This window comes from Microbacterium sp. NPDC055502 (assembly GCF_053643635.1).
This window is the reverse complement of record NZ_JBSHKJ010000002.1, coordinates 646,895-671,409: the sequence shown is the minus strand read 5'-3', so window position 1 is coordinate 671,409 and position 24,515 is coordinate 646,895. Positions and strand designations below refer to the sequence as shown.

The 24,515-nt window shown below is 70.5% G+C and carries 27 protein-coding genes and 4 tRNA genes; 18 read left to right on the top strand and 13 right to left on the bottom strand.

Annotated elements, in window-relative coordinates; all coding sequences use genetic code 11:
- Positions 1-80 precede the first annotated feature (80 nt).
- The 4 genes from zapE to ACWH95_RS14265 all read left to right on the top strand — a co-directional run bounded on the left by zapE (position 81) and on the right by ACWH95_RS14265 (position 3,586).
- Complete coding sequence (gene zapE, locus ACWH95_RS14280; protein ID WP_136036109.1) at positions 81-1,112, top strand: cell division protein ZapE; 1,032 nt, start codon at positions 81-83, stop codon at positions 1,110-1,112.
- A 135-nt stretch (positions 1,113-1,247) separates the two neighbouring features.
- Entirely contained in the window at positions 1,248-2,486 is a 1,239-nt protein-coding gene (locus ACWH95_RS14275) for an ammonium transporter (protein WP_136033071.1), read from the top strand.
- Between the two features lie 19 nt (positions 2,487-2,505).
- Complete coding sequence (locus ACWH95_RS14270; protein WP_136033073.1) at positions 2,506-3,105, top strand: type II toxin-antitoxin system PemK/MazF family toxin; 600 nt, start codon at positions 2,506-2,508, stop codon at positions 3,103-3,105.
- A 94-nt stretch (positions 3,106-3,199) separates the two neighbouring features.
- Positions 3,200-3,586: an SPW repeat domain-containing protein gene (locus tag ACWH95_RS14265; protein ID WP_136033075.1), complete on the top strand. Its 387-nt coding sequence runs from the start codon at positions 3,200-3,202 to the stop codon at positions 3,584-3,586.
- A gap of 74 nt (positions 3,587-3,660) precedes the next feature.
- Here ACWH95_RS14265 and ACWH95_RS14260 read toward each other — a convergent pair whose 3' ends face one another.
- From ACWH95_RS14260 to ACWH95_RS14250, 3 genes are all read right to left on the bottom strand, one after another.
- On the bottom strand, positions 3,661-4,218 hold the full coding sequence (locus ACWH95_RS14260; protein ID WP_454120850.1) for a dihydrofolate reductase family protein: 558 nt from the start codon (positions 4,216-4,218) through the stop codon (positions 3,661-3,663).
- A 17-nt stretch (positions 4,219-4,235) separates the two neighbouring features.
- On the bottom strand, positions 4,236-4,403 hold the full coding sequence (locus ACWH95_RS14255; protein ID WP_454120849.1) for a hypothetical protein: 168 nt from the start codon (positions 4,401-4,403) through the stop codon (positions 4,236-4,238).
- 110 nt (positions 4,404-4,513) lie between these two features.
- On the bottom strand, positions 4,514-4,939 hold the full coding sequence (locus ACWH95_RS14250; RefSeq protein WP_136033078.1) for a GIY-YIG nuclease family protein: 426 nt from the start codon (positions 4,937-4,939) through the stop codon (positions 4,514-4,516).
- 141 nt (positions 4,940-5,080) lie between these two features.
- Between ACWH95_RS14250 and ACWH95_RS14245 the strand changes: the two genes are divergently transcribed.
- Positions 5,081-6,046 (top strand): TIGR03885 family FMN-dependent LLM class oxidoreductase, encoded by a 966-nt coding sequence (locus ACWH95_RS14245; protein WP_454120848.1) that lies wholly within the window; start codon positions 5,081-5,083, stop codon positions 6,044-6,046.
- Positions 6,043-7,707, top strand: coding sequence for an alpha-amylase family protein (locus ACWH95_RS14240; RefSeq protein WP_136036112.1), 1,665 nt, complete (start codon positions 6,043-6,045; stop codon positions 7,705-7,707). The genes ACWH95_RS14245 and ACWH95_RS14240 overlap by 4 nt, the downstream gene beginning before the upstream one ends.
- A 27-nt stretch (positions 7,708-7,734) precedes the next feature.
- Here the strand turns inward: ACWH95_RS14240 and ACWH95_RS14235 are convergent.
- Positions 7,735-7,810: transfer RNA gene (locus tag ACWH95_RS14235), tRNA-Val, on the bottom strand.
- Positions 7,811-7,961: 151 nt separating this feature from the next.
- Here ACWH95_RS14235 and ACWH95_RS14230 point away from each other — a divergent pair.
- The 3 genes from ACWH95_RS14230 to ACWH95_RS14220 all read left to right on the top strand — a co-directional run bounded on the left by ACWH95_RS14230 (position 7,962) and on the right by ACWH95_RS14220 (position 8,258).
- Positions 7,962-8,034: transfer RNA gene (locus ACWH95_RS14230), tRNA-Gly, on the top strand.
- A gap of 52 nt (positions 8,035-8,086) precedes the next feature.
- Positions 8,087-8,157 (top strand) — tRNA-Cys (locus tag ACWH95_RS14225).
- A gap of 26 nt (positions 8,158-8,183) precedes the next feature.
- Positions 8,184-8,258, top strand: a tRNA-Val gene (locus tag ACWH95_RS14220).
- A 60-nt stretch (positions 8,259-8,318) separates the two neighbouring features.
- On the opposite strand, the gene ACWH95_RS14215 is transcribed toward ACWH95_RS14220, so the two are convergent.
- The 3 genes from ACWH95_RS14215 to ACWH95_RS14205 are packed head-to-tail and all read right to left on the bottom strand — an operon-like array spanning position 8,319 to position 10,535.
- Complete coding sequence (locus ACWH95_RS14215; RefSeq protein ID WP_136036113.1) at positions 8,319-8,885, bottom strand: hypothetical protein; 567 nt, start codon at positions 8,883-8,885, stop codon at positions 8,319-8,321.
- Between the two features lie 3 nt (positions 8,886-8,888).
- Entirely contained in the window at positions 8,889-10,037 is a 1,149-nt protein-coding gene (locus ACWH95_RS14210) for a zinc-dependent alcohol dehydrogenase (protein WP_247638814.1), read from the bottom strand.
- Between the two features lie 24 nt (positions 10,038-10,061).
- Positions 10,062-10,535: a DUF4383 domain-containing protein gene (locus ACWH95_RS14205; RefSeq protein WP_136033603.1), complete on the bottom strand. Its 474-nt coding sequence runs from the start codon at positions 10,533-10,535 to the stop codon at positions 10,062-10,064.
- A 175-nt stretch (positions 10,536-10,710) separates the two neighbouring features.
- Here ACWH95_RS14205 and ACWH95_RS14200 point away from each other — a divergent pair, with 175 nt between their 5' ends.
- Positions 10,711-11,211 (top strand): DUF6098 family protein, encoded by a 501-nt coding sequence (locus tag ACWH95_RS14200; protein ID WP_206251209.1) that lies wholly within the window; start codon positions 10,711-10,713, stop codon positions 11,209-11,211.
- Complete coding sequence (locus tag ACWH95_RS14195; RefSeq protein WP_454120847.1) at positions 11,208-11,960, top strand: MBL fold metallo-hydrolase; 753 nt, start codon at positions 11,208-11,210, stop codon at positions 11,958-11,960. The genes ACWH95_RS14200 and ACWH95_RS14195 overlap by 4 nt, the downstream gene beginning before the upstream one ends.
- 117 nt (positions 11,961-12,077) lie before the next feature.
- On the opposite strand, the gene ACWH95_RS14190 is transcribed toward ACWH95_RS14195, so the two are convergent.
- Together ACWH95_RS14190 and ACWH95_RS14185 are read right to left on the bottom strand one after the other, a co-directional pair.
- Positions 12,078-13,430 carry a cryptochrome/photolyase family protein gene (locus ACWH95_RS14190; RefSeq protein WP_136036289.1) on the bottom strand — a complete coding sequence of 451 codons (1,353 nt, stop codon included), beginning with the start codon at positions 13,428-13,430 and terminating at the stop codon, positions 12,078-12,080.
- Positions 13,427-13,804, bottom strand: a complete 378-nt coding sequence (locus ACWH95_RS14185) for a DoxX family protein (protein ID WP_136033611.1) — start codon at positions 13,802-13,804, stop codon at positions 13,427-13,429. The genes ACWH95_RS14190 and ACWH95_RS14185 overlap by 4 nt, the downstream gene beginning before the upstream one ends.
- Before the next feature lie 84 nt (positions 13,805-13,888).
- Between ACWH95_RS14185 and ACWH95_RS14180 the strand changes: the two genes are divergently transcribed.
- The 3 genes from ACWH95_RS14180 (at position 13,889) to ACWH95_RS14170 (ending at position 16,837) form a co-directional block, all read left to right on the top strand.
- Entirely contained in the window at positions 13,889-14,248 is a 360-nt protein-coding gene (locus ACWH95_RS14180; protein WP_247638811.1) for a YnfA family protein, read from the top strand.
- 121 nt (positions 14,249-14,369) lie between these two features.
- Positions 14,370-16,295, top strand: coding sequence for a threonine--tRNA ligase (thrS, locus tag ACWH95_RS14175; protein WP_240744640.1), 1,926 nt, complete (start codon positions 14,370-14,372; stop codon positions 16,293-16,295).
- Positions 16,292-16,837 (top strand): HIT family protein, encoded by a 546-nt coding sequence (locus ACWH95_RS14170; protein WP_136033617.1) that lies wholly within the window; start codon positions 16,292-16,294, stop codon positions 16,835-16,837. Before thrS ends, ACWH95_RS14170 begins: the two co-directional genes overlap by 4 nt.
- A gap of 3 nt (positions 16,838-16,840) precedes the next feature.
- Here ACWH95_RS14170 and pdxY read toward each other — a convergent pair whose 3' ends face one another.
- Together pdxY and ACWH95_RS14160 are read right to left on the bottom strand one after the other, a co-directional pair.
- The gene (gene pdxY / locus ACWH95_RS14165) at positions 16,841-17,692 is read right to left on the bottom strand and encodes a pyridoxal kinase PdxY (protein WP_454120846.1); all 852 of its coding nucleotides are present in this window, start codon (positions 17,690-17,692) and stop codon (positions 16,841-16,843) included.
- Between the two features lie 45 nt (positions 17,693-17,737).
- Positions 17,738-19,045, bottom strand: coding sequence for an aminotransferase class I/II-fold pyridoxal phosphate-dependent enzyme (locus ACWH95_RS14160; RefSeq protein ID WP_454120845.1), 1,308 nt, complete (start codon positions 19,043-19,045; stop codon positions 17,738-17,740).
- Positions 19,046-19,135: 90 nt separating this feature from the next.
- Between ACWH95_RS14160 and pdxS the strand changes: the two genes are divergently transcribed.
- Together pdxS and pdxT are read left to right on the top strand one after the other, a co-directional pair.
- Complete coding sequence (gene pdxS, locus ACWH95_RS14155) at positions 19,136-20,029, top strand: pyridoxal 5'-phosphate synthase lyase subunit PdxS (protein ID WP_136033624.1); 894 nt, start codon at positions 19,136-19,138, stop codon at positions 20,027-20,029.
- Positions 20,019-20,630, top strand: a complete 612-nt coding sequence (gene pdxT, locus ACWH95_RS14150; protein ID WP_136033626.1) for a pyridoxal 5'-phosphate synthase glutaminase subunit PdxT — start codon at positions 20,019-20,021, stop codon at positions 20,628-20,630. Before pdxS ends, pdxT begins: the two co-directional genes overlap by 11 nt.
- A 15-nt stretch (positions 20,631-20,645) precedes the next feature.
- Here the strand turns inward: pdxT and ACWH95_RS14145 are convergent, their stop codons facing one another.
- On the bottom strand, positions 20,646-21,569 hold the full coding sequence (locus tag ACWH95_RS14145; RefSeq protein WP_247981703.1) for a phosphotransferase: 924 nt from the start codon (positions 21,567-21,569) through the stop codon (positions 20,646-20,648).
- A 61-nt stretch (positions 21,570-21,630) separates the two neighbouring features.
- Positions 21,631-22,992 carry a pyridoxal phosphate-dependent decarboxylase family protein gene (locus ACWH95_RS14140; protein WP_454120844.1) on the bottom strand — a complete coding sequence of 454 codons (1,362 nt, stop codon included), beginning with the start codon at positions 22,990-22,992 and terminating at the stop codon, positions 21,631-21,633.
- Between the two features lie 125 nt (positions 22,993-23,117).
- On the opposite strand from ACWH95_RS14140, the gene ACWH95_RS14135 reads away from it, so the two are divergent.
- Together ACWH95_RS14135 and ruvC are read left to right on the top strand one after the other, a co-directional pair.
- Positions 23,118-23,879, top strand: a complete 762-nt coding sequence (locus tag ACWH95_RS14135; RefSeq protein WP_136033632.1) for a YebC/PmpR family DNA-binding transcriptional regulator — start codon at positions 23,118-23,120, stop codon at positions 23,877-23,879.
- A 45-nt stretch (positions 23,880-23,924) separates the two neighbouring features.
- On the top strand, positions 23,925-24,509 hold the full coding sequence (ruvC, locus tag ACWH95_RS14130; protein WP_136033634.1) for a crossover junction endodeoxyribonuclease RuvC: 585 nt from the start codon (positions 23,925-23,927) through the stop codon (positions 24,507-24,509).
- Positions 24,510-24,515: the final 6 nt, after the last annotated feature.

Genomic DNA, 24,515 nt, shown 5'->3' with positions numbered 1-24,515 from the left:
TCGACGATAGATGCTCCCCGTGCCCCCGGCACCGGATCCGTAAGACTTCGACACAGGCCGCCGCCTGATTCAGGACCGTGATGACCGACCCGACCACCCGCACCGGCACCGTGCACCTCACCGACCGCACGCCCACCGTCACCGGGCCCGAGATGCTCGCGAGCCTGGTGCCGCCGCCCCAGTTCGACGAGGCCACGTTCGACAGCTACCGCGCCGACCCCGCGTATCCCTCGCAGGAGGAGGCGAAGCAGACGCTGCTGCGCTTTTCGGGCCGCGGCGCCCCGGTCAAGCGCGGGGGACTGTTCAGCAGGGCGAAGAAGGAGCCGGAGCTCAAGCCGGGCGTCTACCTCGACGGTGGCTTCGGTGTCGGCAAGACGCACCTGCTCGCGTCGATCTACCACGCGATGCCCGCCCGCCGGAAGTACTTCGGGTCGTTCATCGAGTACACGGCGCTCGTCGGGGCCCTCGGCTACAAGAACACGGTCGACCTGCTCAAGGGCGCCGATCTGCTGTGCATCGACGAGTTCGAGCTCGACGACCCGGGCGACACCATGGTCATGACGCGGCTGCTGGGCGAGCTGGTGCCCACCGGGACCAAGCTCGCCGCGACGTCGAACACGCCGCCGAACGCGCTGGGGGAGGGGCGCTTCGCCGCGCAGGACTTCCTGCGCGAGATCCACGCGATGTCCGACAGCTTCCAGACGCTGCGCATCGACGGCGTGGACTTCCGTCAGCGGGCGATCGACGGCCACGCGGTCGTCCGGGATGATGCGGCCTACGCGGCAGCGATCGACGGGGCCGTGGGGCCCGCGTCCGACGACGCGTTCGACGACCTGATCCGGCACCTCGCCCAGGTGCACCCCTCGCGGTACATCCGCCTCATCGACGGCCTCGCGCTGGTGGGCCTCCGCGGCGTGCGCCAGCTGACGGATCAGTCCGAGGCGCTGCGCTTCGTGGCGTTCGTCGACCGGGTGTACGACGCGCAGCTCCCCATCGTCGCGACCGGCCTGGGTCTGGACGCGGTGTTCTCCGACGAGATGCTCGCCGGCGGATATCGCAAGAAGTACCTGCGCGCCATCTCCCGCCTCAACGCCCTCACGCATTCTGCGTAAGCCCGAAGGGCCGCGTAACGCGATGTTCACACCGGAGCGCACGCTGTAACAGCGGGGAAACAAACCTCACGCATGGGCGAAACCGTGCGTGGTCACACTGAAGCTCTCAATTACTTCGGATGTGAGGTTTTCCTTATGGATGCTCCCGGCAACATCTCGTGGGCGATCACCGCGACGGCGCTCGTTCTGCTCATGACGCCCGGCGTCGCCTTCTTCTACGGCGGTCTCGTCAAGGCGAAGAGCGTCGTCAGCATGATGATGATGAGCTTCGGCTCCATCGGACTCGTCGCCGTGCTGTGGATTCTCTTCGGCTTCTCGATGAGCGCCGTCGACAGCCCGACCGCGTTCGCGGGCAACCCGTTCGCCGACTTCGGCCTGTCCAACCTGGCATCGGGCGAGGGATCGAACGTCGCGCTCCTGGGCGTCGCCTACGGTGCCACGTTCGCGATCATCACGGTCGCGCTGATCTCCGGCGCCATCGCCGACCGCGCCAAGTTCGGCAGCTGGCTGATCTTCGCGGGCGTGTTCGCCACGGTCGGCTACTTCCCGGTGGCGGCCTGGGTCTGGGGTGGCGGTTGGATCATGAACCTCGGCACGACGCTGTTCGGGGAGGACAGCGGCATCGGCGTCATCGACTACGCCGGTGGGACCGCGGTGCACATCAACGCGGGTGCGGCGGCTCTCGCCCTGGCGCTCGTGCTCGGCAAGCGCATCGGCTTCCAGAAGGGCATCCTCAAGCCGCACAACGTGCCGCTTACGCTGCTGGGCGCCGCGCTGCTGTGGTTCGGCTGGTTCGGATTCAACGCCGGCGCTGAGTGGCTCGCGGAGGACATGGGCGGCGTCGGGCTCATCGGCCTGAACACGCTCGGTGCGACGGCGGCGGCGATCCTCGGCTGGATCCTGATCGAGCGCATCAAGGACGGCAAGGCGACCTCGGTCGGCGCCGCCTCGGGTGCCGTGGCCGGTCTGGTCGCGATCACCCCGGCCTGCGCCAACCTCACGCCCGGCTGGTCGCTGCTGCTGGGCGCGGTCGCCGGTGTGGTGTGCGCGCTGGCCGTCGAGCTGAAGTTCCGCCTGGGCTTCGACGACTCGCTCGACGTCGTGGGCATCCACCTCGTCGGCGGCCTCATCGGCACCGTGTACCTCGGCTTCTTCGCCACCGGCACCGGCCTGTTCGTGGGCGGCGACGCCCGTCAGCTCGCGGTCCAGGTGATCGCCGCGCTCGGCGTGCTGATCTACTCCTTCGTGGTGGCCTTCGTGATCGGCTTCGCGATCCAGAAGACGATCGGCTTCCGTATCACGAGCGAGGACGAGATCGCCGGCGTCGACCAGGTCGTCCACGGCGAGGAGGGCTACGCGCTCGCGGACGCGTGATCGCGGTTAGGGTGACCGTGTGGGCAAGACCAACGGCATCCTGACGACACTCGCGGAGATCCTGCTCAAGGCGGTGAACTCCGGTCGGGCGTCTCGGACCACCTCCGGTCCGAGGCGCCCGACCGCGCGTCTGCGCACACCTGAGGAGCAGGCCGCCCGCCACGGCTCACCGCGACAGGCGGACACGCTCGATGCCGGGCGGACCGCCGGGACCGAGACGATCAGGATCGACCCCGCGCGGATCCGCGCGCTCCGCGTCGCCTACGCCCCGGCACGGGACGGGGCCCCCGACGCCGGCGAGGTCGTGTGGACGTGGGTGCCGTACGAGGAGGGGGACGGGCGGGGGAAGGACCGGCCGGTGCTCGTGATCGGGCGGCAGTCCGACGACCGTGTGTACGCCGTGCGGATGACCAGCCGTCCGCATGACGGCGACCGCGACTACCTCTCGATCGGCTCCGGCGCCTGGGACGCCCAGGGTCGCGAGTCGTGGGTGGACATCGAGCAGTTGTACAGCGTGCACGAGCGCGGGTTGCGGAGGGAGGCGGCTGCGCTCGACCGCCAGCGCTACGCCAGGGTCGCCTCGGCCCTGGCCGCCCGCTACGGGTGGGCGCGGGCCTGACGCGCGCGCGCCGATCCGCGACATCCAATCCGATCGGGTGATGGCTGCGAACCCTTGGTGAGTCGCGCACAGCGGCGCCACACAAGGAGGAATCATGCGTTTCATCCCCACCAAGGTCCACGGAATCCTCGACTACGTCGTCGGGATCGCCCTGATCGCCGCGCCCTGGCTGTTCGGCTTCGCGAGTGTCGGCGGTGCCGCCGTCGTCATCCCGATCGTCCTCGGCGTCGGGCTCATCGTCTACAGCCTGTTCACGAAGTACGAATGGGGTCCGTTCGGGCTCATCCCGATGCCCGTGCACCTGGTGTTCGACATCGTCGCGAGCCTGTTCCTGGCGCTCTCGCCGTGGCTGTTCGGTTTCGCCGACCAGCCCCTGAACGTCTGGCTTCCGCACGTGGTCGTGGGCGCGGCCGTGATCGTGGTCGTGCTGTTCTCGCAGCCGCAGCCGCAGACCACCCGGGGGCGCGCGGCGACCGCGTGACATCCCCGCGGAACGGCGGCGGGTGGTCAGCCAGACAGCGGCCGCCCGCCGTCTCCGTGCGCGCGGGACGCCGGTCAGCTCGCCGGCCGGTACCGGGTGACGACGGCGCCCGAGCGCAGCTCCCGGCGGTCCACGAGCTCGAGGCGCAGCTGCCCCGTGAGCCCGCCGAGCAGCGGGGGCCCGTGTCCGGCGACGACCGGGTGCACCAGGAACTCGTACTCGTCGATGAGGCCGTGCTGGGCGAGGGCGACGGGGAGGGTCACGCCGCCGACCGACAGTCGGGCGTGCTCCGTCTTGAGCCGTGCGACCTGTTCGGCGAGGTCACCGCGGAGGAGTTCGGCGTTCCAGTCGACCGCGTCGAGGCCGCTCGACACCACGTACTTGCGCGCCCGGTCGATGGCCCGGGCGAACGGCACCTCCCACGGCCGCATCCACTCCGGCCACGTGCCGGAGGCGGGGCGGCGCCACGCGGACTCCATGAGCTCGTACGTCACCCGGCCGAACAGCATGGCGTCGGCCTCACGCACCTGCGCGGTCCAGTAGCGCATCGACTCCTCGTCGGGCGGCAGCCCGGCCTCGTGGTGGCACGAGCCGTCGAGCGTCACGTTGATCGAGTAGCGCAGCGTCCCCATGGCTCCTCCGTCCGCGGTCAGGCGTCGTCGTCCGCGGCGTGCTCGGCGACCTGCTCGGTGTCGACCTGCGCGGGCGGCAGATCCTGCAGGAACTCCCGGTCGGTGTTCGGGTCGCCGCTGCCGTCGCCCGCGAGGGGGTCCTGAGCGCTCAGGTCGTCGGCGGGGGTGTTCTCTCGTCCGGTCATGTCGGCTCCTCTCGTGCACGGGTCGCCGGTCGCGCCCCGTTCTGGCATGCTCTCGCGATCGCCGCCCGGCGACCAGGCCCTGGTGCGGGAGCCGAGGCGGTGGTACGGGATCAGGCGCGGAGCGCCGTGCTCAGCCAGCGTGCGTAGAGCAGCCACGGCTCGCCCGCGTCGCGCAGCCCGGCGATGTGTGCGCGCACGCGAGGGGTGAGCGTGAACCACTCTCCGCCCTCGCGTTCCGCGGCGAACTCGCGGTGGCGCTGCTGCTCGAGGGCACGCCCGCCCTGCTCGAAGGCCAGCAGCTCGTGGTGCCGGATGCTCGCCAGGCGCTGCCGTGGCCGGCGGCTGGTGCCGATCTTGACCCGCTCGTCGAAGCGGAGGTAGTAGACGACGTCGATGCGGGGGAACGGGAGGTCGGGGTCAGGCGCATCACCGTAGCGCCATCCGCAGGCCGCGCAGTGCAGGGCCCCGTCGATGCGGACTCCCGTGGGGTGACCGCAGAGGCCGCACGGGGAGGGGAGGGGACCGGGGGTGGGCACAGCGGCATCCTACGGAGGGTGGCCGACACGCGGTCCGCGGTCGCCCTCGGGCGCACCGACCGAGAACGGACTCTCCTGCCATCACCGAGCGTTCATGTCAAGCACGGCGCCCGGCGCGGTCGGAGTTGCCACACTCGCGATATGGCCTTCATCGGATTCCACGCGTCACACGAGCAGATCCCCCCGAGCGCGCTTCTCGACGCCGTCGTCGCCGCGGAAGCCGCAGGGTTCGACGGCGCGATGTGCTCCGACCATCTCGCGCCGTGGCTGCCGGAGCAGGGCGAGTCGGGATTCGCGCTGAGCTGGATCGCGGCGGCGCTGGCGCGCACGAGCTTCTCGATCGGGATGGTGAACGCGCCGGGACAGCGGTATCACCCGGTGGTGATGGCGCAGGCGTTCGCGACGCTGGAGGAGATGTTCCCCTGGCGGTTCTGGGCGGCGCTGGGCAGCGGGGAGGCGATGAACGAGCACGTCACGGGCGACCCGTGGCCGAGCAAGGAGGTCCGCAACCGGCGGCTGCGGGAGAGCGTCGACGTGATCCGCCGGCTTCTGGACGGCGAGGAGGTCACGCACGACGGGCTCGTGCGCGTGCATCGGGCGCGGGTGTGGAGCCGTCCCACGCAGCCGCCGCCCCTGCTCGCAACCGCGGTGAGCGCGGAGACGGCGCGGTGGGCGGCATCGTGGGCTCAGGGCCTGGCGACCGTGGCGCAGGAGCCCGCGGCGCTCGCCCGCGTGGTGGACGCGTACCGGTCGGCGGGCGGAGAGGGGCCGTACGTCCTGCAGGTGCACGTCAGCTGGGCCGATACCGACGCCGAGGCGCTCGACCTCGCCCGCACGCAGTGGCGACAGGGCGTGCTGACGCCGCCGCTCGCGTGGAACATCGAGCAGCCGGAGGACTTCGACGCCGCGGTGGGCGCGGTCGACGAGAAGGCGCTGCGGTCGGCGGTACTGGTCGAGCACGATCCCGTGGCGCTCGCGGAGCGGGTCGCCGCACTCGCCCGGATCGGCTTCGACCGCGTGTACCTCCACCACGTCGGACAGGAGCAGTCCGGCTTTCTGGCAGTCGCGGCCGATGCGGTGCTGCCCCGGATGAAGGAGCTGCTGTGAAGATCACCGACACGAGCGACCTCTGGTGGAAGACCGCCGTCGTCTACTGCCTCGACGTGGAGACGTTCCTGGACACGAGCGGCGACGGGGTGGGCGACCTCCGGGGCCTCGCGCAGCGCATCGACTACCTCGCGCAGTTGGGGGTGACGTGCCTGTGGCTCATGCCGTTCTATCCCACCCCCGACCGCGATGACGGCTACGACGTGAGCGACTTCTACGGCGTCGATCCGCGCCTGGGCACCCACGGCGACCTCGTGGAGGTGATCCGCACGGCGCGCGACCGCGGCATGCGCGTGATCGTCGACCTGGTCATCAACCACACCTCCGATCGGCATCCGTGGTTTCGCGCCGCGATCCGCAGTGTGGACTCGCCGTACCGCGACTACTACGTGTGGCGAGACGACGCACCGCCGAAGGGCCAGAAGAACGCGGTGTTCCCCGGACAGGCCGACGGGATCTGGACGAAGGACGAGAAGTCGGGGCAGTGGTACCAGCACAGCTTCTACGAGCATCAGCCGGATCTGAACGTGGCCAATCCCCGCGTGCGCGACGAGATCGCGAAGGTGATCGGCTTCTGGTTGCAGCTCGGCATCTCCGGGTTCCGGGTCGACGCGGTGCCCTTCTTCCTGGAGATCCCGGCCGGAGCCGACATCCCCGACCCGCACGAACTCCTGCGCGATATGCGCCGCTTCCTCCAGCGACGCTCGAGCGAGGCGATCCTGCTCGGCGAGGTGAACCTGCCGTATGACCAGCAGGTCGAGTACTTCGGCGGCACGGACGGCGACGAACTCACGATGCAGTTCGACTTCGTGGCGATGCAGGCGCTGTACCTGTCGTTGGCGCGGCGCGATCCGGCGCCGCTCATCGAGGCGCTCTCCTCGCGGCCGGCGTTGGGTCCCGAGGTGCAGTGGGCGAACTTCCTGCGCAACCACGACGAGCTCACGCTCGACAAGCTGAGCGACGCCGAGCGCCAGGAGGTGTTCGAGGCGTTCGCCCCGGACGAGCGGCAGCGGGTGTTCGGGCGTGGCATCACCCGCCGTCTGCCCCCGATGCTCGAGGGCGATCCCCGCCGGATCCGCATGGCGTACAGCCTGCTGTTCACGCTCCCCGGGACCCCCGTGCTGTTCTACGGGGAGGAGATCGGGATGGGGGAGAACATCGACATCGCCGGGCGGGAGTCCGTGCGCACCCCCATGCAGTGGTCGGCGGACCGGAACGGCGGGTTCTCGGACGCCGCCCCGTCCCGACTGGTGTCGAAGCCACCCGCAGACGGCTACGCGCCCGAGCACGTGAACGTCGCCGCGCAGCTGGAGGACCGCGGGTCGCTGCTGCACTTCCTCCGCGAGCTCACGTCGCGGTACCGGGTGTCACCGGAGCTGGGCTGGGGCGAGTTCGCGGTGGTCGAGCAGACGGTGGACGCGCTCCTCGTGCACTCGCTGCGGGCCGCCCTCGGCCGGATGATCGCGGTGCACAACTTCGCCGAGCGTCCAGCCACGACGCGGTTCCGCCTCGCGGATGAACCCGCGGGGACGGCGCTGGTCGACCTGTTGGAGGCGCAGCGCATCACGCTCGACGACGATGGAGCCGTGGAGCTCGAGGTGCCGGCTTACGGCTACCGCTGGCTGCGCGTATCGCGACCGGGAGACGGACGAATCCTCTGAGGGGCAGTGAGCCTGCGAAGGAGAATGTGGTGGGCGATACCGGACTCGAACCGATGACCTCTTCCGTGTGAAGGAAGCGCGCTACCAACTGCGCCAATCGCCCATACCCGCGGGGTACGTCAACCGATACTACCGGACGCTCGGAGCCTCCGATGACCACTCCGCGAGACACGCGCGAGATTCGGTCCGGGTTTGGCAGGCGGGGATTCATCGGCTAATGTTTCATGAGTGCCCGGGACAACCGGGAACGAAATGCGGATGTAGCGCAGTTGGTAGCGCACAACCTTGCCAAGGTTGGGGTCGCGAGTTCGAGTCTCGTCATCCGCTCGAGTGCAGTAGGTCTTTTCGAAGATCGGCAGCACGTGGGGTCAATCCACACGGTGGCGTGGCCGAGCGGCTAGGCACCGGCCTGCAAAGCCGTTTACACGGGTTCGAATCCCGTCGCCACCTCACCTGAAACTGAATAGCCCCAACGGGCGCGATTGGCGCAGCGGTAGCGCGCTTCCCTGACACGGAAGAGGTCACTGGTTCGATCCCAGTATCGCGCACCACCAAAAACCCCCGGGATCCCGGGGGTTTTTCGCGTTTCAGGGAAGCGCTCGACCGTCTGGTCAACCGCGGCGGAACACCGTGCGTACGAGGGAGACCGTCATCACGACGGCGACGACCCAGGGCCCTGCCACGATGATCGGGTCGAGCCAGGTGTGCCGGACGTCGACCCGTCCCCGCCCGAACCGCGAGGTGAGCGGACGGTGCCGCGGCTCCGCGAGGATCCCGGTCTGCGTGATCGGGTTGTCGGGCCGCGGCGTTGCCAGGGATCGCACGTGCGCCCCGACGGCCTCGATGCGGTCGCCGATCACGAGCAGCAGCCAGCGCGTGTTCTTCGTCTCGCTGAAGTGGTCGTAGGCGAAGCGACGCACACTTCCGGAGATGCCGTGCAGCGGTTGCGCCGTACCGAACACCGGAGGCACCATCGCGTGCTCGATGGAGTGTTCCCGTCCCTCCCTGCCGGGCTGCGGATCCGGGCGCGTCCAGTGCGCACCCGTGTCGCCGTAGTCCTCGAGCTGCTGCCACGTGCGGCGGTGCTCGGGGGGAAGGTCGGTGCCCCAGCCCGGGATGCGGTCGCGGAGCTCGTCCGCTGTCGGTGCCAGCGTCGGCTTGTGCGCTTCGTACGGCATGGCTCAGTCCTCTCCGATCGTGATGACGGGTTTGATGCAGTCGTCCAGCTTGCTGGAGAACACGTGGTAGGCCTCGGCGATGTGCTCGAGCGGGAAGCGGTGCGTCAGGAGCTCGCTCGGCCGCACGTGACCAGCCTGGATGTGCTCGAGCAGTCGCGGCCACTGCCGCAGGACCGGTGCCTGATTGCCGCGGATCGTGAGGCCCTTGTTCATCGCGTCGCCGAGGCGCACGGCGGACACCAGCGGACCGTACGCGCCGATCAGCGACACCGTTCCGCCCTTGCGCACGGAGTCGATCGCCCAGTTCACGGCGACGGGGGAGCCGCCCTGGAGCTTGAGCTTGGCCGCCGTCACGTGCTGGATGAGGTTGCCGTCGGCCTCCGCACCCACCGCGTCGATCGCCACGTCGGCGCCCAGGTATCCGGTCGCCTTCTTCATGGCGAGCACGGGGTCGCCGACCTCGCCGATGTGCATCGTCTCGGCGAACGCGAAGTCCCTGGCCTTGTCGAGCCGGTAATCCAGGTGGTCGAGGACGATCACCCGGCCTGCGCCGAGGAACCAGGCCGAGCGGGCGGCGGCCAGACCCACGGGTCCGGCACCGAAGACCGCGACGGTGTCGCCCTCCGCGATGTCGCCGAGCTGCGCGCCGAAGTATCCGGTGGAGAACGCGTCGGTGAGCAGTAGCGCATCCTCCGACGAGAGCCAGTCCGGCACGACGGAGGGTCCCACGTCGGCGAAGGGCACGCGCACGAACTCCGCCTGCCCGCCGTCATAGCCACCCGTCGTGTGGGAGTAGCCGTAGATGCCGCCCACGGCCGTGGCATTGGGGTTCACGTTGTGGCAGTTCGAGAAGAGGCCGCGGGTGCAGAAGTAGCAGGACCCGCACGCGATGTTGAACGGCACCATCACCCGGTCTCCGACCGAGAGGCTCTGCACTGAGGATCCGACCTCGTGCACGACGCCCACGATCTCGTGGCCGAACGTGTGCCCGATCCGGGTGTCCGGCATCATGCCGTGGTACAGGTGCAGATCCGACCCGCAGATCGCGGCGTGCGTCACCCGAACGATCGCGTCGTTGGGGTGCTCGATCCGCGGTTCCGGTTTCTCAGCGACCTGGACCTTGTACGGTCCGCGGTACGTCATGGCGCGCATTGTTCTCTCCTCAGCAGTGCTCGGTCAGGCGCGGGCGGTGGGTCGGTCGTCGTGCCGCACACGCGGCTCGCGACTCACGAAGATCCCGAGCAGAACCATGCCGACAGCGAGGCCGAGGTGCAGCCAGTTGTCCGCGTTGTTGACGGGCAGGAAGTTGAGCTGGTCGTTGCCGACCGCGATGAGGCCGTACAGCCAGACGACGAGGTAGGCGAGGCCGCCGATGATCAGGTACATGCGGGAGCCGCGTGCGGACGCGGCGAAGGCGATGCCGGCGACGGCGAAGGCCAGATGCACGAGGTTGTGCAGCACGGAGACCTGGAAGATTCCCAGCAGGAGTGCCTCGGATGCTGCTCCGGCGCCATGCAGATGCTCGGCGGAGTGGGTGACCCCGGGGAGGAAGCCGGCGATCCCCACGAGGAGGAATACGATCCCGACGATGAGAGCCGTCTTCTGAACAGGTGTGCCGGCGTAGCGGGTGGTGCGGGTCGTGTCAGTCATGTTCCCCTCCGAGGTGCGGTGCGGTGGCCCGAAGGTAAGACCGCCGGGTGCGCAACGAGAGCCCGTTGACGGCGAGAGCCAGCCGGAGTAGCTTCACGCGTCCGGGCACGGCAGCCTTTCTCCGAGTGTTGTCAATCCCCGTGCTCCGCCGGTACCTGCTCCGTAACGTCGAGCCATGTCCGAAACGACGTCGGCGCAGACGTGCACTCCCGCGATCGAGGCCGAGCGTGACCCCGCCACCGGCCTTCGCCGCATCACCCGTCTCGCCCAACTCGCCGCGGTGGTGCGCGCCTACCGCGGCCTGCACGTACGGTACTCCGACGGGCCGGAGGACGACCGGCGCCGTTCCAGCCTCGACTCGGAGAGCGGACTGGAGCTCCCGGGCCTGTCCGTGAACCCCCTCGACGCGGAGCGCTGGTGGACCAGGCCGCTGGAGGACTGGCTTGCGCGGCAGCTGTGCCAGTATCAGCACCTCGCGGAGAAAGACCCGACACGCATCGCCTGGATCCTGCGCGGGGAGATCTGCGGGCGCGGTCCGGATTGCGAACCGCTGCTGCGCGACGTCGAGCCGATCGCGGTCCTTGACGCGTCCGTGCTGGTCGAGGCGCGGGATCGGTACGAGCGGAACTTCGACGCGGGGCGCGGCCCCGCGGACGACGCGGGCGGCGATTCATGAGCGAGCGGAGCGGCTGGTCAGAGGTCGCGCCCGGGTTCTTCCGCCTATCCGTGGCCGACGTGAACTGCTATCTGATGCAGTCCGCCGACGGCATCACGCTCTTCGATGCCGGGTTGCCGCGCACCGGGAAGGTGCTGTCGGAACTGCTCGGGCATCTCGGGGCCCGGCGGAGCGACATCGACGCGGTCGTGCTCACCCACGGCCACTTCGACCACGTCGGCACTGCTCGGGCCCTGCAGGGCGACGGCGTGACGGTGGTGGTGCACCCGGGCGACGCGGCACTCGCCCGGCACCCGTACCGCTATCGGCCCGCGACACCACGTCTCCTCTACGTGCTCGGGCACCCCCGGGGCATCCCCGTGATCACTCGCATGGCGGCCGCCGGCGCGCTGACCGTGCGCGGCGTCGACGCGCAGCCGCGGGTGACGCATGGGCACCCTATCGACGTGCCCGGTGCTCCGGTCGCGCTGTGGACGCCGGGTCACACCGACGGGCACTGCGCCTACCTGTTCGAGTCGCAGGGCGTGCTGATCGCCGGCGACGCCCTGGTGACCCTCGATCCCTACACGGGGGAGGAGGGCCCGCAGATCGTCGCGAACGCGGCCACCGCCGATCCTGAGGCAGCCATCGACTCCCTCGAGACGCTGGCGGCGACCGGAGCCAGGGTGGTGCTGACCGGCCACGGAGCGCCGGTGCTCGACGGAGTCGGATCCGCGGCGGCTGCGGCTCGTCGCCGCGGGCCACACTGACCGCCGGCCTCGACCTCGCAGCCTCGCCGGAGGTCGGCGCCCTCCCCGCAGCCGTGCGGGGGTGAACGCGGTGGGCGGCTACCGGCTCGCGCGCGGTCTACCCGCCGGTGTCGGTGGTCAGCGCCGCGCGGAGCCCGCGGCGCGCTTGACCTCGTCGTACGCCGCGAGTGCCGCCTTGCGCGTCTCGGCCAGGTCGACGATCGGCGCGGTCGGGGCATCGGGGGCCCACCGAGCGACGTACTCTCCGTCCCCGTCGAACTTCTTCGCCTGCAGCTCCGGGTTGAAGACGCGGAAGTACGGGGCCGCATCCGCACCCGATCCCGCGACCCACTGCCAGTTGAACGCGTTGTTGGCGCCGTCTGCATCGACCAGCGTGTCCCAGAACCACTCCTCGCCGAGCCGCCAGTCGATCAGCAGGTTCTTGATGAGGAAGGACGCGGTCACCATCCGCACCCGGTTGTGCATGTATCCGGTGTGCCACAGCTCGCGCATCCCCGCGTCGACGAGGGGGATCCCGGTCTCGCCGTGCTGCCAGGCATCCAGCTGCCGCGGGTCGAGTCCCGGCCAGGGGAACGCATCGAACTCGGGCCGGAGGTTCTTCGTCGCCAGATCGGGGAAGTGGTAGAGCGTGTGCCAGGCGAACTCGCGCCAGCCGAGCTCGGACAGGAACCGTGCCGAGCCCTCGACCCGGGTCGCCTCGGCCCACACGGTGAACGGGCTCAGCTCGCCCCAGCGCAGCCGGGGGGAGAGCAGGGAGGTCGCACCGGCGGCCGGCGCGTCCCTGGCCGCGTCGTACGCCGGGAGATCGTGGTCGAGGAAGTGTCGCAGCCGCCGTCGTGCTGCCGGCTCGCCCGGCTCCCAGGTGTCACGGAGCCCGCCCGCCCAATCCGGTGTCGTGGGCAGCAGCTCCCAGTCACCCGGGGCATCGGAGCGCGGCGGTCGCGCCACCCCGTCGAGTTCGCGCGGCTCCGGCAGGGGAGCACGGGGCGCGGGCAGTGCGCGGCAGGCGCGCCAGAACGGGGTGAAGACGGAGTAGTGCGTGCCGCTGCCCGTGGTGACGGTCCACGGCTCGTGCAGCAGGGAGCCCGCGAACGACTCCACCGTCAGGCCCTGATCGCGCAGCGAGCTCTTCAGCGCCGCGTCGATCTCCCGCTCCGGTCGCCCGTATCGACGGTTCCAGTAGACGGCGCCCGCCCCGCTCTCCGCGACGACCTCGCGCACCACGCGCTCGGCCGGGCCGCGCCGCAGCACGAGCCGGGCGCCCTTCTCGCGCAGCCGCTCGTCGAGGGAGACCAGCGAGTGATGCAGCCACCACTTCGCCGCACCTCCGAGCGGGCGGATCCCCGGCGACTCCTCGTCGAGCACGAACAGCGCGATCACGGGCGCGTCCCGATCCATCGCGGCACGCAGCGCCGGGTGGTCGGCGAGGCGGAGGTCGTCGCGGAACCAGACGATCGAGGGGGAGGTCATCGCGTCGCCCACAGCGCCCAGGCGATCAGGGCCGGTTGCAGGAAGAGACGGCCGAACCGACGCGCGTCCGTGTCGAGCCCCGGAGTGGAGCGTCCGGTGCGCCACTGATGCCAGTTGCCGGGGAAGACCGCGGCGAAGAACCCCGCCGTCGCCCAGCCGATCCGGCGGCGCTCCCGCGGCAGCGCGATGAGTCCCGCGGCGAGCGCGACCTCGACGGCGCCCGACGCGATCACGATGGCATCCTTGTCCATCCGCGTCGCCTCGGTCGCCCAGTCGGGCACCACCACCCGGAAGCCGCGCGTCTGCGTGAAGTGCAGCACGCCGACGGCGCCGAGGGCGAGAGCGAGGATCCAGCGGGCGATCGTCCGGGTCATGGGGCCACGCTACCGTCCGGTCCGGCGGTTGCGGCGCCCCGTCGTTCGCGAAGCCGTCCTCGTGTGTCCTGACACACTGAGGTGGTGACCGTCTTCCGCATCGTCGTGCTGTTCGTCCTCGCCGCCGTCGCCGAGATCGGCGGTGCCTGGCTCATCTGGCAGGCCATCAAGGAGGACCGCGGTTGGCTCTTCGCGGTCCTGGGGGTCATGGCGCTGGGGGCGTACGGCTTCGTCGCGGCGCTCCAGCCCGACGCGAACTTCGGCAGGGTGCTCGCCGCGTACGGCGGGATCTTCATCGCCGGATCCCTCGCCTGGGGCATCATCGTCGACGGTTTCCGTCCCACGGTCTGGGACTGGGTCGGGTCGGCGGTCGCGCTCGTGGGCGCGGCGATCATCATCCTCGCCCCGGCGGCCGCGCCCTCCTCGGCCGAGCCGGTGGCCTGACGGTCGGCGGCCCCCGGCCATACGAGTAGCCTAGATCCAGACCCAGATGGAGTGATCAGTGCCTGAAAACGCCCAGCCGACCGACGGCTTCGCCCTGTTCTCTGACCGAAACGTCGTCGCGATGCGCGTCAACGGCGAGCTCAAGGACCTCGCCACGACCCTGACCGGCACCGAGCAGGTCGAGCCGGTCACGATCGACAGCCCCGACGGCCTGAACATCCTGCGCCACTCGGCCGCGCACGTGCTCGCGCAGGCCGTGCAGCGCATCAACCCGCAGGCGAACCTCGGCATCGGCCCGCCCATCACCGACGGGTTCTACTACGACTTCGGCGTCGACACCCCGTTCACGCCGGAGGACATCAAGGCCATCACGAAGGAGATGCAGCGCATCGTCCGCGAGGGCCAGCGCTTCGTGCGTCGTGTCGTGACCGATGACGAGGCGCGCGCGGAGCTCGCCGACGAGCCGTTCAAGCTCGAGCTGATCGGGCTCAAGGGCGGCAAGGAGGCGGCCGAGGGCGCGTCGGTCGAGGTGGGCGAGGGCGAGCTCACGATCTACGACAACACGACCCGCGACGGCGAGGTCGTCTGGAAGGACCTCTGCCGCGGGCCGCATCTGCCCAACACGCGCATGATCGGCAACGGCTGGGACCTCACGCGCATCGCCGCCGCGTACTGGCGCGGCAGCGAGAAGAACCCGCAGCTGCAGCGCATCTACGGCACCGCCTGGCCCACGAAGGACGAGCTGCGCGCGTACCAGCACCGGCTGGAGGAGGCCGCCAAGCGCGACCACCGGCGACTCGGCAAGGAGCTCGACCTGTTCTCCTTCCCCGAGGAGATCGGGTCGGGCCTGAGCGTCTGGCATCCGCGCGGCGGCGTGGTGCGCGGCGAGATGGAGCAGCACGCGCGCAAGCGGCACATCGAGGGCGGCTACACCTACGTGTACACGCCGCACATCTCCAAGGAAGACCTCTTCCTCACCTCGAACCACCTCGTCACCTACAAGGACGGCATGTTCCCGCCCATCGTCATGGACGAGGAGCGCGACGAGAACGGCGAGATCACCAAGCAGGGCCAGGACTACTACCTGAAGCCCATGAACTGCCCGATGCACATCCTCATCTACAAGGAGCGCGCGCGCAGCTATCGCGACCTCCCGCTGCGGTTCGCGGAGAACGGCACGGTCTACCGCAACGAACTCTCCGGGGCCCTGCACGGCCTCACGCGGGTGCGCGGCTTCACGCAGGACGACTCGCACCTGTTCGTCACACCCGAGCAGCTGGAGGAGGAGGTCGGCAAGGTCCTCGAGTTCATCCTCTCGATGCTCCGCGACTTCGGCCTCACCGACTTCGAGCTCGAGCTGTCGATGAAGGACGACGAGAAGTCGAAGTGGATCGGTTCGGACGAGTTCTGGGAGTCGTCCACCGACGCCCTGCGCCGCGTGGCCGTGGCCTCCGGTCTCAAGCTCACCGAGGTGCCGGGCGAGGCGGCGTTCTACGGGCCCAAGATCGACCTGAAGACGCGCGATGCGATCGGCCGTACGTGGCAGCTGTCCACGGTGCAGGTCGACCCCAACCTGCCCGAGCGCTTCGACCTCGAGTTCATGGACAAGGACGGCCAGAAGAAGCGTCCGATCATGATCCACCGGGCGCTGTTCGGCTCGATCGAGCGGTTCTTCGCGATCCTCCTCGAGCACTATGCGGGCGACTTCCCGGTGTGGCTCTCGCCGGTACAGGTCGTGGGGATCCCGGTCGCGGACGACTTCGCCGACTATCTGGGTGAGGTGATCGACACGCTCCGCTCCCGCGGTGTGCGTGCCGAGCTCGACACCTCCGACGACCGCATGCAGAAGAAGATCCGCACGCACACGACCGGCAAGGTCCCGCTGCTGCTGATCGCCGGGGAGCAGGACCGGGCCGCCGGCACCGTCTCCTTCCGCTACCGCGACGGCTCGCAGGAGAACGGCGTGCCGATCGCGCAGGCGGTCGACCGCATCCGCGCTGCCATCGACAGCCACGCCCTGGTGCAGACGGCCGGGGACCTGGCATGACCGAGGGGGAGCAGTCGCTGGAGGATGCAGGTCGCCTCGCCGGCGTGCCCGACGAGTTCCAGCGGCTGTGGACCCCCCACCGGATGGCCTACATCCAGGCGGGACCGGAGCCCCTGCGCGAGGAGTGCCCGTTCTGCGAGGCGCCGAAGTACCCCGACGCCGAGCGGCTCATCGTGGCACGGGGCACGACCGCGTACGTGCTGCTGAACCTGTTCCCGTACAACTCGGGGCACCTGCTGGTGTGCCCGTACCGTCACATCGCGACGTACGACCAGGCGAGTCCGGAAGAGGTGGCCGAGATCGGCGCGCTCACCCAGACGGCCATGCGGGTGCTGCGCGAGGTCTCCGGATGCGACGGCTTCAACCTGGGCATGAACCAGGGGGCGGTGGCGGGAGCCGGCGTGGACGCGCATCTGCATCAGCACGTGGTGCCGCGGTGGCGCTCCGACGCGAACTTCTTCCCGATCATCGCGAAGACGAAGGCGCTCCCGCAGCTCCTCGGCGAAGTGCGGGAGGCCGTCGCCCACGCGTGGCCGGAGTGACCGTCAGCGCACCTGCCGTGCGGTGAACTGCATGCGCGGGTGCGCGTAGAACTCCTGCGCCTCGATGAGCTGCAGCTCGCGCTCGCCCGAGTCGAGCGTCGCCTGCAGCAGGTCGTACACGCTGGAGGCGGTGCGCTCGAGCGCGGTCTTGGCGCTGCCGGTCTCGACGTAGTGCGCCGTGAACAGGGCGGCGGTCACGTCACCGGAGCCGTTCGCCTTCATGGGGAGGTGCGGCGTCTGGACGAGCCAGGCACCGTCGCCGTCGACCGCGAGCATCTCGATGGTCCCCTCCTCGCGGTCGGGCCGCTCGACGCTCGTCACGAGCACCGTGCGGGGGCCCATGGCGCGGGCGAGGTCGACCGAGGCGAGCGTGGACTCGAGCGTGTCGGGTTCGGTCTCGGTGAGGAACCCGAGCTCGAACTGGTTGGGGGTGATGATGTCCGCCACCGGGACGACGCGCTCGCGCAGCAGGATCGGGATCGCGGGGGCGACGAAGCAGCCCGACTTCGCGTTGCCCATGACCGGGTCGCACGCGTAGACCGCGTCGGGGTTGGCGGCCCTGACGCGCGCGACCGCATCGATGATCACGTCACCGATGCCCTCGCCTCCCTGGTAGCCGCTCAGGACGGCGTCGATCTGCCCGAACACTCCGCGGTCCTCGATGCCGGTGATGACCTCGCGCACGTCGGCGGGGTCGATCAGCGGTCCGCGCCACGCGCCGTAGCCGGTGTGGTTGGAGAAGTTCACGGTGTAGACGGGCAGCACCTCGACGCCGATGCGCTGCAGCGGGAACACCGCGGCAGAGTTGCCCACGTGCCCGTATGCCACGGCGGACTGGATGGAGAGAATCTTCATGAGCGAGCGCTTTCGGTCAGGGCGGGCAGGTGCCCGCGACGGTGGTCATCGCGCGGCCGCGACGAGGTCGGCGACGAGCGTGTCGGCTTCCGCGTCGGTGAGGTCGTGGACGGTGAGACGGAGGTGGTGGGACGGATCGGCGCGGTCGTCGAGGGAGAACTCGTCACCCGTGCGCGCGAGCCACCCCCGCCGCATCAGGTGCTCGGCGACCTCGCGCGCGGGCCGGGGGAGTCGCACCCAGAGGCTCAGCCCGTCTGGCGCGGCGGCGGCGATGCCGTGCGCGCGCAGGCGCGCCGCGAACGCGGCGTTGCGCTCCGCGTAGTGCGCACCGGCGGTCGCGACGGTGGTCATCGCATCCTCGTCGGTCAGCTGTGCCAGGGCGAGGCGCTGCAGCAGGTGGCTCACCCAGGTGGTGCCCGGGCTGAGTCGCATCGCGAGACGTTCCGCGGTGTCGGGGTCGGTCGCCGCGATCGCGAGGCACATGTCGGGTCCGAGGAACTTCGACACCGAGCGCACGAGGGCGAAGCGCCGATGGTCCTCGCTGATCAAGGACTCGTACGGGCGCTGCGACAGCAGCGAGAAGTGGTCGTCCTCGATGATCAGGACGTACGGGTGATCGGCGAGGACACCGCGCAGCTCGGCGGCGCGCTGGGCCGTGAGACCCACGCCGGTGGGGTTCTGCGCCCGCGGTGTGCAGATCACGGCCCGCACGCCGGCGTCGAGAGCCGCCCGTAGTCCGTCGACCGTCATGCCCTGGTCGTCGACGGGGACCGGGACGGCCCGATAGCCGCCGAGCCGCACCGTGTGGATGCTGGCGAGGAAGCACGGATCCTCGAGCGCCACGGCGTCGTCGCGCATGAGCGCTTGGGCGAGCAGGCGCTCCACCGCATCGACCGCTCCGCTCGTCACGGTGATCCGGAAGTCCGCGTCCGGGAGGTCGGCCGCCATCCACCGGCGCGCCCACTCCTCCAGCCCCGGGTCGATCACGGGTTCGCCGTAGAGCACGGGACGGCTCGCGATCGTCATCAGCGCGGCCGACGGGTCGGGGATGCGTGCGGGGTCGGGGTTGCCGGTGCCGATGTCGCGGAGCACGGTGTCGGCCGCGTAGCCCTCCTGTGCCACGGCCTCGATCCCCGCGACCGTGGTGCCGGCGCGTCCGCGCGACAGGACGAGTCCCGCCTGGGCGAGCTGGCGGTACGCGGCGACGGCGGTGTTGCGGTTGACGCCCAGGGTGGCGGCGAGCTCGCGCACCGGCGGGAGGAGGGCTCCGGGAAGCAGGATCCCGCGGTCGCGCAGGGCGCGCACGCTGTCGGCGATCTCCGCCGCGGTGCTGCCTGTGATCCGGTCGCTCATGATCCTCCTCCGCGATTCTAGGTGGGATCGGACAGTGCTACGTTTGATCTAGATCAAACCCGATTACGGATCATCCGACAGGAGCTCCCCATGTCCGAGCAGAACACCACCGGATCGTCGCGCGTCAAGCGCGGTCTCGCCGAGATGCTCAAGGGCGGCGTCATCATGGACGTCGTGACCGCCGAGCAGGCGAAGATCGCCGAGGACGCGGGCGCCGTCGCCGTCATGGCGCTCGAGCGCGTGCCGGCCGACATCCGCGCGCAGGGCGGCGTCTCGCGCATGAGCGACCCGGACATGATCGACAGCATCATCGATGCCGTGTCGATCCCGGTGATGGCGAAGGCGCGCATCGGTCACTTCGTCGAGGCGCAGGTGCTGCAGGAGCTCGGTGTCGACTACATCGACGAGTCCGAGGTGCTCTCGCCGGCCGACTACGTGAACCACATCGACAAGTTCGGCTTCACGGTGCCCTTCGTGTGCGGCGCCACGAACCTCGGCGAAGCGCTGCGACGCATCAACGAGGGGGCGGCGATGATCCGCTCGAAGGGCGAGGCCGGAACGGGCGACGTGTCCGAGGCGATGAAGCACATCCGCAAGATCCGCGGGGAGATCGCTGCGCTCACGGCTCTCCCGAAGGACGAGCTGTTCGTCGCCGCGAAGGAGCTGCAGGCGCCGTACGAGCTGGTCGCCGAGATCGCCGAGACGGGCACGCTCCCCGTCGTGCTGTTCGTGGCCGGCGGCGTCGCGACCCCCGCGGACGCCGCGATGATGATGCAGCTCGGGGCGGACGGCGTGTTCGTCGGCTCCGGCATCTTCAAGTCGGGCAACCCCGCCGAGCGCGCGAAGGCGATCGTGAAGGCCACGACGTTCTTCGACGACCCGAAGGTGATCGCCGAGGTGTCCCGCGGGCTCGGCGAGGCGATGGTCGGCATCAACGTCAGCGACCTGCCGGCGCCGCACCGGCTCGCCGAGCGTGGCTGGTAGCCCGCGGGTCGGCGTGCTCGCGCTGCAGGGCGATGTGCGCGAGCACGCCGCCCTGCTCACCCGTCTCGGCGCCCAGGTGGAGCTCGTCCGGCGCCCGGAGGAGCTGGCCGCCGTGAACGGCCTGGTGATCCCGGGTGGCGAGTCCACCGTGATCGACAAGCTGTCGCGCACGTTCGGGATGCAGGAGCCGATCCGCGACGCGATCGCCGCCGGGCTCCCGGTGCTCGGCACGTGCGCGGGGCTGATCATGCTGGCCGACACGGTCGTCGACGCGATCGAGGGCCAGCAGTCGTTCGGAGGGCTCGACGCGGTGGTCAGGCGGAACGCGTTCGGCCGTCAGGTGGAGTCGTTCGAGGCGCAGCTCGACGTGGCGGCCTTCGGTGCACCGCCGGTGTCGGCGGCGTTCATCCGCGGACCGGTCGTCGAGTCGATCGGTCCTCGTGCGACCCCGCTCGCGGCGCTACCGGACGGCCGCGTGGTGGCGGTGGAGCAGGGAGCGCTGCTGGGCCTGAGCTTCCACCCGGAGATCTCCGGCGAGACCCGCTTCCACGAGCGCTTCCTCGCCCGCGTCGAAGGCGGCCACTCCGTCGCCGCCGCCTGACCGCCGGAGGCGTCGTCACACCAGGGCGGCCAGCCACCGCAGCGCGGGACCGGCTTGCGCCCGCTGGAAGGCGCGCAAGCCGGGGAGCTGCGGAATCTCCGGCCTGCTCTGTTCGGCCCAGAGGTACGAGGCGAAGCCCGCGATGACCGGCAGCAGGTCCCTCGGAGGGGGAGCGCCGTGCTCCTCGAACACCGGGTAGGCCTGCGTGCAGGTCGGTCCGCCGCTCGCCTCGATGCTCGGCAGCACGCAGGGGAGGTCGACCCATGCGGCCCCGCGGCGCGCATGCGGCCAGTCGAGCAGGTGGGCGCGACCGTCGGCGATGAGGATGTTGTCGGCCCGGACGTCGTCGTGGACGAGGACATCTCCGCGCACGGCCCCCGCGAACTCCGCCTCCAGTTCACGCAGTCGGGGCAGCGAATCCCGGACCGACGGGGGCAGAGCGCCGCGGAGGTCGGGGGTGGCGGCGATCTCCTGCCAGCGCGTGAAACCCGGGACCATGCTCTCATCCGCGGCCGTCAGGGTTCTCGGTGCCGGCGTGGTGCCGACGACGGCGAGGGCGTCCGCCACCGCGTGCAGGTCATCCGCTGTCCACGGGCGCCCCGGATGGCGGCCGTCGATCGCCTCGACGACCAGCACGGCACCGATGTCGTCCTGCACCGTCCCCAGCACTCGGGGCGCGACGCCGGAGGGGAGGGTCGACAGGGTGACGATCTCCTGGCGGAGCAGGCGCACCGAGTCGGCGTGCCAGTCCGCGCCCGCGGCCTTCACGAAAGCCCGACCGCCGGTCGTGACCACGGTGCCCGCGTACGTGGCGCTGAAGCCGCCGTGCGCGGGGGCGTCGGAGATGTACTCTCCGCCGATCACGTCCAGCGCCGCGGCGCGGAGGCTCTCGGGCAGGGAGGTCCACGCGGGGCGGAGGCGGTCGGCTCCTGCGGTCACACCCTGCTCCTCTCGCGCGCGATCAACGGCGGCCTCGACCGTAGCAGGCGGGCGAGTCGGGTCAGGGGAGAAGGGCACGGATGGCGTGCACCGTGCGGTCGATGTCGTCCGCGGTCGTCGCCCACGACGACATCGAGCAGCGCAGCGCGGCTCGCCCCCGCCATTCCGCTCCGGTGACGACGGCCGTGCCGTCGACCAGGATCGCGGCACCGAGCTCGCGGGTCGCCTCGTCCGTGCCGAGCCGGAACATCACCTGGGTGTAGTCGACGTCGTTGATCACCTCGATCGCGTCGAGCCCGCGCAGGCCGGAGGCCATGCGTACGGCGTTGTCGTGGAGGCGGTCGACGAGATCGGCGACCCCGGAACGCCCGAGGCTGCGCAGCGCCGCGTACGCCGGCACCCCGCGGGCGCGGCGCGACAGCTCCGGCGTCACATCCCACGGGTCGAGGCCGGAGTAGACGAGGTAGTCGCCGCCGGTGCGGAACGCCGCGATCGAATCGGCGGGATCGCGGACGATCGCCATGCCGCAGTCGTACGGCACGTTCAGCGTCTTGTGTGCGTCGGTCGCCCAGGAGTCCGCGTCCTCCATGCCGGCGGTCAGATGTCGCAGCGCGGGGGAGGCGGCCGCCCACAGACCGAAGGCGCCGTCCACGTGCACCCAGGCGCCGTGTCGGCGTGCGATCGCGATCAGCGCGCGGAAATCGTCGAACGCTCCGGTATGGACCTCTCCCGCCTGCAGGCACACGATGAGCGGGCCGGATCCGCCGTCGAGGACGCACTCGAGCTCGGCGGGGTGCATCCTGCCCTGCGCGTCGGCATCCACCACGTCGACCTCGGCGCGGCCGATCCCGAGGAACCGTGCCGCGCGGTCGATCGATCCATGACGATCGGCACCCACCACGAACCGCACCGGCGGCGCGGAGCGCAGCCCCCGTTCGGCGAGGTCCCACCCCGCCCGCGCGAGCACGGCGTTCCGTGCGGACGCGAGGCACGTGAAGTTCGCGAGCTGACCGCCCGTGACGAAGCCGACGCTGCTCGCGGACGGGAGGCCGAGCAGCTCGAGCAGCCACTGTCCTGCCACCCGCTCCATCGCGACGGTCGCCGGGGTGAGCAGGGAGGAGCCGGAGTTCTGATCCCACGCGGACACGAGCCAGTCCGCGGCGAGAGCGGCCGGATGAGTGCCGCCGATCACGAATCCGAAGAACCGTCCCCCGGGGATGGCCACGAGTCCGGGCTCGGCCTTCGCCGCGATGTCCTCGACAACGGCCGCGGGGTCCTCCGCCCGTTCCGGGAGAGGCGTGCCGAACACCTGCAGCATCTCGTCGAGGCTCGCGCGCGGCCACACCGGTCGATCGTCGAGGGTGCCCAGGAACGCCTCGGCTCGACGGTGAGCGGCGTCGAGAGCACGCTCCCGGTCGCCCATGCGGTCAGTCTCCCACCGCCGCAGCGCCCCGACAAGGCACTGTGCCGCCGGGTGTTCCGCGGTGTTCCTTTAGAATGGACGACGCCCTGGACACGCGCCGGGGCCCTGACGACGAGCGGAGACTTATGTCCGGGCATTCCAAGTGGGCCACGACCAAGCACAAGAAGGCCGTCATCGACGCGCGCCGTGCCAAGTCCTGGGCCAAGCTCATCAAGAACATCGAGGTCGCGGCCAAGCTCGGCGGCGCCGACCTGCAGGGCAACCCGACCCTGTTCGACGCGGTCCTCAAGGCCAAGAAGACGTCCGTCCCGAAGGACAACATCGACCGGGCCATCAAGCGCGGTGCGGGCATCGGCGGCGAGGCCGTCGAATACACCTCGATCATGTACGAGGGCTACGGCCCCAACGGTGTGGCGCTCATGATCGAGTGTCTGACCGACAACAAGAACCGTGCCGCCGCCGAGGTGCGCACCGCGCTGAGCCGCAACGGGGGCACGCTCGCCGACCCTGGCAGCGTCGCGTACAACTTCAGTCGCAAGGGCGTCATCGTGGTCGGGTCGGAGGGCACGACCGAGGACGACGTGATGATGGCCGCGCTCGAGGCGGGGGCCGAGGAGATCGAGCCGCACGCCGAGGGCTTCGAGGTCATCACCGAGGCGAGCGACCTGGTCGCCGTGCGCAGTGCGCTGCAGGAGGCGGGCATCGAGTACGAGTCGGCCGACGTCGAGTTCGTGCCGAACCTCAAGGTCGAGATCGACGCCGACACGGCCCGCAAGGTGTTCCGACTGATCGACGCGCTGGAGGACAGCGAGGACGTGCAGAACGTCTTCAGCAACTTCGACCTGTCGGCCGAGGTCCAGGCGGAGCTCGAGAACGACGACGCGTAGGCGCGGCTGACCTCGATCGGCACGTTCCGCGCCTAGCCTGGGACGGTGACGTCGACCATCCGCGTGCTGGGCATCGACCCGGGACTCACCCGCTGCGGTGTCGGGATCGTCGACGTCGATCGGGCCCGCCGGGGCACCCTCGTGCACGTCGGTGTGATCCGCTCGGCGATCGATGCGCCGATCGGTGAGCGACTCGCGGTCGTCGCCGCCGGGATCCGCGAGGCGATCGCCCAGCACCGCCCTGACGCGGTCGCGGTCGAGCGCGTCTTCGCGCAACAGAACAGCCACACGGTGATGGGCACGGCGCAGGCGAGCGGGGTCGCGCTCCTCATCGCCGCCGAGTCAGGGCTTCCCGCGGCGACCCACACGCCGAGCGAGGTCAAGGCGGCCGTCACGGGCTACGGCTCCGCCGACAAGAGGCAGGTGCAGGCGATGATCGCCCGCATCCTGCGTCTGGATGCGCCGCCGCAGCCGGCGGACGCCGCGGACGCTCTCGCGATCGCCCTGTGTCACGCCTGGCGCCGGGGGGCGCCCCGGGCCGGCGGTGCGGCGGGCGGACTGACCCCCGCGCAGCGGGCCTGGGCGGACGCGGAGCGTGTCGCTCGAACATATGTGCGAGCGACCTCCTAGGCTGGG

Excerpts from the sequence above, each read along its gene's own strand:
- ACWH95_RS14210 (WP_247638814.1), bottom strand. The coding sequence starts at position 10,037 with ATGCGCGCCATGACGTACCGCGGACCGTACAAGGTCCAGGTCGCTGAG.
- ACWH95_RS14245 (WP_454120848.1), top strand. The coding sequence starts at position 5,081 with ATGGCCTTCATCGGATTCCACGCGTCACACGAGCAGATCCCCCCGAGC.
- ACWH95_RS14205 (WP_136033603.1), bottom strand. The coding sequence starts at position 10,535 with ATGACTGACACGACCCGCACCACCCGCTACGCCGGCACACCTGTTCAG.
- ACWH95_RS14160 (WP_454120845.1), bottom strand. The coding sequence starts at position 19,045 with ATGAGCGACCGGATCACAGGCAGCACCGCGGCGGAGATCGCCGACAGC.
- pdxY (WP_454120846.1), bottom strand. The coding sequence starts at position 17,692 with ATGAAGATTCTCTCCATCCAGTCCGCCGTGGCATACGGGCACGTGGGC.
- ACWH95_RS14260 (WP_454120850.1), bottom strand. The coding sequence starts at position 4,218 with ATGGGGACGCTGCGCTACTCGATCAACGTGACGCTCGACGGCTCGTGC.
- ACWH95_RS14170 (WP_136033617.1), top strand. The coding sequence starts at position 16,292 with ATGACCGAGGGGGAGCAGTCGCTGGAGGATGCAGGTCGCCTCGCCGGC.
- ACWH95_RS14195 (WP_454120847.1), top strand. The coding sequence starts at position 11,208 with ATGAGCGAGCGGAGCGGCTGGTCAGAGGTCGCGCCCGGGTTCTTCCGC.
- ACWH95_RS14185 (WP_136033611.1), bottom strand. The coding sequence starts at position 13,804 with ATGACCCGGACGATCGCCCGCTGGATCCTCGCTCTCGCCCTCGGCGCC.
- ACWH95_RS14140 (WP_454120844.1), bottom strand. The coding sequence starts at position 22,992 with ATGGGCGACCGGGAGCGTGCTCTCGACGCCGCTCACCGTCGAGCCGAG.
- thrS (WP_240744640.1), top strand. The coding sequence starts at position 14,370 with ATGCGCGTCAACGGCGAGCTCAAGGACCTCGCCACGACCCTGACCGGC.
- ACWH95_RS14275 (WP_136033071.1), top strand. The coding sequence starts at position 1,248 with ATGGATGCTCCCGGCAACATCTCGTGGGCGATCACCGCGACGGCGCTC.
- ACWH95_RS14215 (WP_136036113.1), bottom strand. The coding sequence starts at position 8,885 with ATGCCGTACGAAGCGCACAAGCCGACGCTGGCACCGACAGCGGACGAG.
- ACWH95_RS14190 (WP_136036289.1), bottom strand. The coding sequence starts at position 13,430 with ATGACCTCCCCCTCGATCGTCTGGTTCCGCGACGACCTCCGCCTCGCC.
- pdxS (WP_136033624.1), top strand. The coding sequence starts at position 19,136 with ATGTCCGAGCAGAACACCACCGGATCGTCGCGCGTCAAGCGCGGTCTC.
- ACWH95_RS14265 (WP_136033075.1), top strand. The coding sequence starts at position 3,200 with ATGCGTTTCATCCCCACCAAGGTCCACGGAATCCTCGACTACGTCGTC.
- zapE (WP_136036109.1), top strand. The coding sequence starts at position 81 with ATGACCGACCCGACCACCCGCACCGGCACCGTGCACCTCACCGACCGC.
- ACWH95_RS14135 (WP_136033632.1), top strand. The coding sequence starts at position 23,118 with ATGTCCGGGCATTCCAAGTGGGCCACGACCAAGCACAAGAAGGCCGTC.
- ACWH95_RS14255 (WP_454120849.1), bottom strand. The coding sequence starts at position 4,403 with ATGACCGGACGAGAGAACACCCCCGCCGACGACCTGAGCGCTCAGGAC.
- ACWH95_RS14200 (WP_206251209.1), top strand. The coding sequence starts at position 10,711 with ATGTCCGAAACGACGTCGGCGCAGACGTGCACTCCCGCGATCGAGGCC.